The following is a 6,961-nucleotide window of genomic DNA, read 5'->3' as shown; positions in this document are numbered from 1 at the left end:
GTTCGGCAAGGGCGCCCACCTGGTCAACGCCATCAGCTTCGCCTTCGCCCAGCTGCTGATCGCGGGCGTCAACCTCTACCTGCTCGGCTCGATCGTGCACGCCCTGCTCGGGTGGCCGCTGTGGGTGTCCCTGGTCGTGGCCGCGGCCGTGGTGCTCTCCTACATCACCCTCGGTGGCCTGAGCGCCGCGATCTACAACGAGGTGCTGCAGTTCTTCGTGATCGTTGCCGCGCTGCTGCCGCTGACCCTGGTCGGCCTGCACAAGGTCGGCGGCTGGCAGGGCCTGGTGGACAAGGTCAGCGCGTCGCCGGGCGGCGGCGACCAGATGTCGGCCTGGCCCGGCAACGCGCTGAGCGGCTTCCACAACAGCTTCCTGTCGGTGATCGGCATCGTGTTCGGCCTCGGCTTCGTGCTCTCGTTCGGGTACTGGACGACGAACTTCACCGAGGTCCAGCGGGCCCTGGCGTCGAAGAACATGTCGGCGGCCCGGCGGACCCCGATCATCGGCTCGTTCCCGAAGATGTTCATCCCGTTCATCGTGATCATCCCGGGCATCATCGCCGCGGTGGTCGTGCCCGAGCTGTCGCAGTTCAAGGCGAACGGGAGCGGTGAGGTCGACTACAACGACGCGCTGCTGCTGCTGATGCGGGACCTGCTGCCGAACGGCATGCTCGGCCTGGCCATCACCGGCCTGCTGGCGTCGTTCATGGCCGGGATGGCGGCCAACCTGAGCTCGTTCAACACCGTGATGTCGTACGACATCATCGAGCGGTACCTCATCAAGGACCGGCCCGACGAGTTCTACCTGCGGACCGGCCGGATCGTGACCGTGGCCGGCACACTGGTCGCGATCGGTACCGCCGCGATCGCCTCCGGCTACAGCAACCTGATGGACTACCTGCAGCAGCTGTTCTCGTTCTTCAATGCCCCGCTGTTCGCGACGTTCATCCTCGGTATGTTCTGGAAGCGGATGACCGCCACGGCCGGGTGGATCGGCCTGGTCACCGGTACGGCGACCGCGATCCTGGTGTTCGTGCTGTCCAAGAACGGCGTGATCAACCTGCCCGGACAGGGCGCGAGCTTCGTCGGCGCCGGTGCCGCGTTCGCGGTCGACATCGTGGTCAGCGTGCTGGTCAGCTTGGTGACCACGCCGAAGCGCGACACCGAGCTGGTCGGGCTGGTGTACTCGCTGACCCCGAAGGAGCAGCGCACCGAGGTGGCGGTCGCCGGTGACGGCGGCTGGTACCGCAAGCCGGTGCTGCTGGCGGGCATCTCGCTCGCGATGACCATCGCCCTGAACATCATCTTCGGCTGACAAGGAGCAGTGAGATGGCGGAGAAGAAGAAGGCCGGAGCGTTCGACATCCGGATCGTGATCGCGCTGCTGGTCGGCATCTACGGCGTGGTGCTGACGATCCTCGGGATCACCGGCAGCCAGGCCGAGACCGACAAGGCGGCCGGGATCAACATCAACCTCTGGGGCGGCATCGCGATGCTGGTGTTCGCCGCCTTGTTCGTGCTCTGGGCCCGGCTGCGGCCGATCGCGGTGACCGACGAGGGACCGGCCGACGAGTGAGCATGTCCGTTTGACGAACATCGGCGTCCGGTCGGGTCCTCCCGCCCGGACGCCGGCGTTCGTAGGCTCGAAGTACCCGATCAGGAGGTACTCCGAGATGACGATCACATCCGAGCGGCCCGAGCTGTCGTCGCTCGCGCAGCAGTACGCCGCCGACGGCTTCGTATTGGTGAAAGGCCTGCTCAGCAAGGAAGAAGCGGCGTACTACCGCAAGCGCAGCCACGACCTGCTGGCGCAGCTGAACCGCGGCGACGACCCCACGTGGGAGGCCGCCAAGGGGATGTCCGAGGCGCCGACGAAGCTCCAGCACCTGCACGACGCGCAGTTCTACGACGCCGAGTTCGCGAAGCTGCTGGTGGACCCGCGGTTCACCGACGTGGCCGCCGCGGTGATGGGCGTGGACAACGTGCAGCTGCACCACACCAAGCTGTTCGTGAAGCCGCCGGAGAACGGTTCGCCGTTCCCGCTGCACCAGGACCACCCGTTCTTCCCGCACACGTACCACCGGGTCGGGGCGGCGATCTTCCACTTCGACGACGCGCCGGTCGAGAAGGGCTGCGTACGGGTGATCCCGGGCAGCCACACGTCCGGACCGCGGGAGCACGAGGCCGAAGGGTCGTACCACCTGCTCGAACCGGCCTTCGAGGAGGCGACGCCGCAGCCGGCCGAGGCGGGCGACGTGCTGTTCTTCACGTACCTGACCGTGCACGGGTCGGGCGTGAACACCAGCGACGAGGCCCGTACGACGTGGCTGATCCAGTACCGCGACCCGGCGGACCCGCCGATGGTGAAGACCCACGACTGGTCGCTCGGCCAGGGCATGATGCTGCGTGGAGTCGACCCCACTGGCAGGAGTGCTGTTTGAGCCTCTCCGAGGTAGGCAACGCGGACCGGTTCGTCGACCTCGCGGGACTCCTGGAGTCCTGTGAGGTCGACGGCTTCCGCGCGGACTTCCTCAGCTGGGGGCACTACCAGCCGGAGTACTGGCGCAACTACTGGCACAGCCATTCGTTCCACGAGGTCTGCCTGGCGTACTCGGGGGAGGGGCGGTTCGACAACGGCTCTGTGCGGTACGACGTGGTGCCGGGCTCGGTGTTCCTCGCGCGCCCCGGTGACGTGCACGAGATCGAGTCGTCCCGTGCGGAGCCTCTTGGGATCGCGTTCTGGGGTTTCACGTTCCGCCCTGGGTCCGACGAGCGCGGATGGTGGTCCGGGCTGACGCGTGCCGATGGCCCTGTCATGTCTACGCGGACAGGTGCGTTGCCGGCTCTGGTGACAGCGTTGGCGTTGGAGGCGGCCAGCCCGGTGTCCGGCTACGGGACTGCTCTTACCGCTCTGGGCTCCACGCTTGTGATGGAGACGGCGCGGGCATTCGCGTCAGACGAAGACCTTGCTGTTGAACCAGTACGTCGGGACAGGGGTCCCCTGGTAGTAGCGGCGATGCAGCGGCACCTGCGAGACAACCTGTCCCGGCCGATCACGGTTAGAGACGTAGCAGCCGCGGCCCACCTGTCCGAGCGCCACGCGGAGCGCCTGTTCACCCAGCAGACCGGGTCCTCCATCATGTCGACGCTGCGACGGTTGCGGTTGGAGTTGGCCGTACAGCTCCTGCTGGACCACACGCTCTCCATCACGGAAGTAGCGCGCGCCTGCGGGTACTCCGACGTACGTCCGTTCTCCACTGCGTTCAAACGCAAGTACGGCCGTACACCCGGGGAGCACCGCCGCACCGGCGGGACGGAGTTCCTGTAGTGCTACCCTGATCGTATGCGAGTGAGCCTGCTCCTTACCTAGCCGTACTGGCATTCCGGTCAGTACGGCACCCCCTCCTGTGTGAGGGGATTTTTCATTTCTGGCAGATTTGGCTCAACACAGACACGAGCAGGAGTAGGACCGTGAGCGAGCAGGACGACGCCCAGATCGACCGGGGCGGCTACGACTTCAACGCCATGCAGGCCAAGTGGCGTCCGGTGTGGGAGAAGCTGGACCCGTTCAAGGCGAAGGACGACGGCTCGGCGGAGCGTCGCTACGCGCTCACGATGTTCTCGTACCCGTCCGGCGACCTGCACATGGGTCACGGTGAGGTCTTCGCGCTGCACGACGTGCTGGCCCGCTACTGGTTCCAGCAGGGGTACGACGTACTGAACCCGATCGGCTGGGACTCGTTCGGGCTGCCGGCCGAGAACGCCGCGATCAAGCGCAACGAGCACCCGGCGACGTACACGTACGCCAACATCGAGACCCAGGCCGAGTCGATCCGCCGGTACGCGCTGAGCTTCGACTGGTCGCGGCGGCTGCACACGTCGGACCCGGAGTACTACCGGTGGACGCAGTGGCTGTTCCTGCGGTTCTACGAGCGCGGCCTGGCGTACCGGAAGGCGTCGTACGTCAACTGGTGCCCGAACGACCAGACCGTGCTGGCCAACGAGCAGGTCGTCCAGGGGCGCTGTGAGCGGTGCGGCTGGGAGGTCACGAAGCGGGAGCTGACCCAGTGGTACTTCAAGACCACTGAGTACGCCCAGCGGCTGCTGGACGACATGGAGCTGCTGCAGTGGCCGGAAGAGATCCTGCTGATGCAGCGGAACTGGATCGGCCGCTCCGAGGGCGCGTTCGCCGACTTCCAGGTGGAGGGCCGCGACGAGCCGATCCGGGTGTTCACGACCCGGCCGGACACGCTGTTCGGCGCCACCTTCATGGTGGTCGCGCCGGACGCCAAGCTGGCCGCCGAGCTGGTCACGCCGGACCAGCAGACCGCGTTCGACGAGTACCTGACCAAGGTCAAGGCGACCACCGAGATCGAGCGGCAGAGCACCGAGCGCGAGAAGACCGGCGTGTTCCTGGGCTCGTACGCGATCAACCCGGTGACCGGGCAGCGGATCCCGATCTGGGCGGCCGACTACGTGCTGGCCGACTACGGTACCGGCGCGATCATGGCGGTCCCGGCCCAGGACACCCGCGACTACGAGTTCGCGGAGAAGTTCGGGCTGCCGATCGTCCGGACCGTGCAGCCGCCGGCCGACTTCGACGGCAAGGCGTTCACCGGCGACGGGCCGGCGATCAACAGCTCCAACGACGAGATCAGCCTGGACGGCCTGGAGGTCGCCGAGGCCAAGTCGCGGATCATCGACTGGCTCCAGGGCAAGGGCCTGGGCGAGCGGACCATCAACTACCGGCTGCGCGACTGGCTGCTGAGCCGCCAGCGGTACTGGGGCTGCCCGATCCCGATCATCCACTGCCCGTCCTGCGGCGAGGTGCCGGTCCCGGACGACCAGCTGCCGATGGAGCTGCCGGACCTGCGCGGCGCCGACCTGCAGCCGAAGGGCGTCTCGCCGCTGGCCGCGGCCCGCGACTGGGTTGAGGTCGAGTGCCCGAAGTGTGGCGGACCGGCCGAGCGCGACACCGACACCATGGACACGTTCGTCGACTCGTCCTGGTACTTCCTGCGCTACCTGTCGCCGGAGTACACCGACGGCCCGTTCGACCAGGCCACGGCGGACCGCTGGATGTCGGTGTACCAGTACGTCGGCGGCAAGGAGCACGCCGTACTGCATCTCATGTACGCGCGCTTCTTCGTGAAGGCGCTGTACGACATGGGCATGCTGAGCGTGGTGGAGCCGTTCACCCGGCTGCTGAACCAGGGCCAGGTCATCAACCAGGGCAAGGCGATGAGCAAGTCCCTGGGCAACGGCGTGAACCTGGGCGACATGATCGACGAGTACGGCGTGGACGCGGTCCGGCTGACGATGGTGTTCGCGGGCCCGCCGGCCGACGACATCGACTGGGCCGACATGTCGCCGGGTGGTTCGCTGAAGTTCCTGCAACGGGCCTGGCGGCTGGCCGGCGCGGTCGAGGCGCCGCTGGGCTCGGATCCCTCGACCGGTGATGTCGTGCTGCGGAAGCTGACCCATCGGACGGTGGCCGACGCCGCCGAGCTGATCGACTCGCACCGGTTCAACGTGATGGTCGCCCGGATCATGGAGCTGGTGAACGCCACCCGCAAGGCGATCGACGCCGGACCGGGCGCGGCCGACCCGGCGGTCCGCGAGGCGGTCGAGGCGGTGGCGATCCTGCTGAGCCTGGTCGCGCCGTACACGGCCGAGGAGATGTGGGAGGAGCTGGGCCACGAGCCGACGGTCGCCAAGGCCGGCTGGCCGAAGGTGGACCCGGCGCTGCTGGTCGAGGACACCGTGACCTGCGTGGTCCAGGTGGCCGGCAAGGTGAAGGACCGGCTGGAGGTCGCGCCGGACATCACCGACACCGACCTGGAGCAGCTGGCGCTGGCGTCCGAGGCGATCCAGAAGGCGCTGGACGGTCGCGGTACCCGCAAGGTGATCGTGCGGGCGCCCAAGCTGGTCAACATCGTCCCGGCCTGATGGATTCGGTCGTACTGAAGGTTCACACCGGGTCCCGTGAGGTCGTGCTCGACCTCACGGGACGCTGTGAGCAGTTCGTCTCCGGCCGCGGCGACGGGCTGCTGCACGTGTTCGTACCGCACGCCACCGCGGGCGTCGCGATCCTCGAGACCGGTGCGGGCAGCGACGACGACCTGCTCGCCGTACTCGAGGATCTGCTGCCGCGGGACTTCGGCTGGCGGCACCGGCACGGGTCGCCCGGCCACGGCCGTGACCACGTGCTGCCCGCGCTGATCCCGCCGTACGCGACGGTGCCGGTGCTCGGTGGCCGGCTGACGCTCGGGACCTGGCAGTCGATCTGCCTGGTGGACACCAATCGGGACAATCCCGACCGGCAGGTCCGGTTGTCGTTCCTGGCCGGTTAGCGGACTACCCGGTAATAAACCGGCGCGGTATTTTGGTGACTTATTGTGATGTTGGCGACGGCGTTACGTTTGCGAAACACGACTCCGCTTGAATTGCCGCATGGCTGCCCTGGACACCCTGCGCGACGTCACCGTTGAGCTCCTGGTTCGCGCTACCCGGGGGATTTCCGACGGCAGTCTGCTGAATGCCGATTCCGGCCGTGCCGACACCCGCGCCCGGATCGACGACTGGGCCGGCGTGCTTTCTCTGTACGCCGCCGACAATGATTCCCAGCCGGTTCGCGCGACTGCTTGAAACGTGCATTTCTGATCCTGCAGGCATTTGTCTCCAGCGGATTTCCGGTACGCCGGGACGCAGCTCGCGCGCCGGGCACGCCCAGCGAGGAAGCGCTTGTCACGCTATGTTGTGACGAGAAAGTGAGGCCTCCAGAGGGGTGACGGGCTTGTCGGACGTGGATGGCCGGGCGAGCGGGCGGCGAGGGTTCGCCGAACTGCTGCTCGACTTGAGGGTCCGGTCAGGCCTTTCCCAGGAGGAGCTGGCCGACCGGGCCGGGCTGAGCGTGCGCTCGATCCGGGAGATGGAGGCCGGCCGGGTGACGCGGCCGCGGA

General features: G+C 67.5%; 8 protein-coding genes. All 8 read left to right on the top strand.

What is annotated here, in order from left to right; genetic code table 11:
- Window positions 1-1,315: sodium:solute symporter family transporter (locus VFF46_RS36140; RefSeq protein ID WP_325041757.1), on the top strand; the 1,315-nt coding region annotated here is incomplete at its 5' end.
- A gap of 14 nt (window positions 1,316-1,329) precedes the next feature.
- On the top strand, window positions 1,330-1,575 hold the full coding sequence (locus VFF46_RS36135) for a hypothetical protein (RefSeq protein WP_325041756.1): 246 nt from the start codon (window positions 1,330-1,332) through the stop codon (window positions 1,573-1,575).
- A 97-nt stretch (window positions 1,576-1,672) separates the two neighbouring features.
- Window positions 1,673-2,440, top strand: a complete 768-nt coding sequence (locus VFF46_RS36130) for a phytanoyl-CoA dioxygenase family protein (protein ID WP_325041755.1) — start codon at window positions 1,673-1,675, stop codon at window positions 2,438-2,440.
- Window positions 2,437-3,327, top strand: a complete 891-nt coding sequence (locus tag VFF46_RS36125) for an AraC family transcriptional regulator (RefSeq protein WP_325041754.1) — start codon at window positions 2,437-2,439, stop codon at window positions 3,325-3,327. Before VFF46_RS36130 ends, VFF46_RS36125 begins: the two co-directional genes overlap by 4 nt.
- A 143-nt stretch (window positions 3,328-3,470) precedes the next feature.
- Window positions 3,471-5,948 carry a leucine--tRNA ligase gene (gene leuS / locus VFF46_RS36120; protein WP_325041753.1) on the top strand — a complete coding sequence of 826 codons (2,478 nt, stop codon included), beginning with the start codon at window positions 3,471-3,473 and terminating at the stop codon, window positions 5,946-5,948.
- Window positions 5,948-6,352: a YjbQ family protein gene (locus VFF46_RS36115; RefSeq protein WP_325041752.1), complete on the top strand. Its 405-nt coding sequence runs from the start codon at window positions 5,948-5,950 to the stop codon at window positions 6,350-6,352. The genes leuS and VFF46_RS36115 overlap by 1 nt, the downstream gene beginning before the upstream one ends.
- Window positions 6,353-6,452: 100 nt before the next feature.
- Window positions 6,453-6,647 (top strand): hypothetical protein, encoded by a 195-nt coding sequence (locus tag VFF46_RS36110; protein WP_325041751.1) that lies wholly within the window; start codon window positions 6,453-6,455, stop codon window positions 6,645-6,647.
- 139 nt (window positions 6,648-6,786) lie between these two features.
- Window positions 6,787-6,961, top strand: a 175-nt coding sequence (locus tag VFF46_RS36105) for a helix-turn-helix domain-containing protein (protein ID WP_325041758.1), incomplete at its 3' end; no start/stop codon positions are given.

Source organism: Kribbella sp. (assembly GCF_035655035.1).
GTDB lineage: Bacteria > Actinomycetota > Actinomycetes > Propionibacteriales > Kribbellaceae > Kribbella.
The sequence above is the reverse complement of the archived record's forward strand: the minus strand, read 5'-3'. Positions and strand labels throughout refer to the sequence as shown.

What these genes read in the sequence shown, in the direction of transcription:
- VFF46_RS36130 (WP_325041755.1), top strand. Translation starts at nt 1,673, where the DNA reads ATGACGATCACATCCGAGCGGCCCGAGCTGTCGTCGCTCGCGCAGCAG.
- VFF46_RS36115 (WP_325041752.1), top strand. Translation starts at nt 5,948, where the DNA reads ATGGATTCGGTCGTACTGAAGGTTCACACCGGGTCCCGTGAGGTCGTG.
- VFF46_RS36135 (WP_325041756.1), top strand. Translation starts at nt 1,330, where the DNA reads ATGGCGGAGAAGAAGAAGGCCGGAGCGTTCGACATCCGGATCGTGATC.
- VFF46_RS36110 (WP_325041751.1), top strand. Translation starts at nt 6,453, where the DNA reads ATGGCTGCCCTGGACACCCTGCGCGACGTCACCGTTGAGCTCCTGGTT.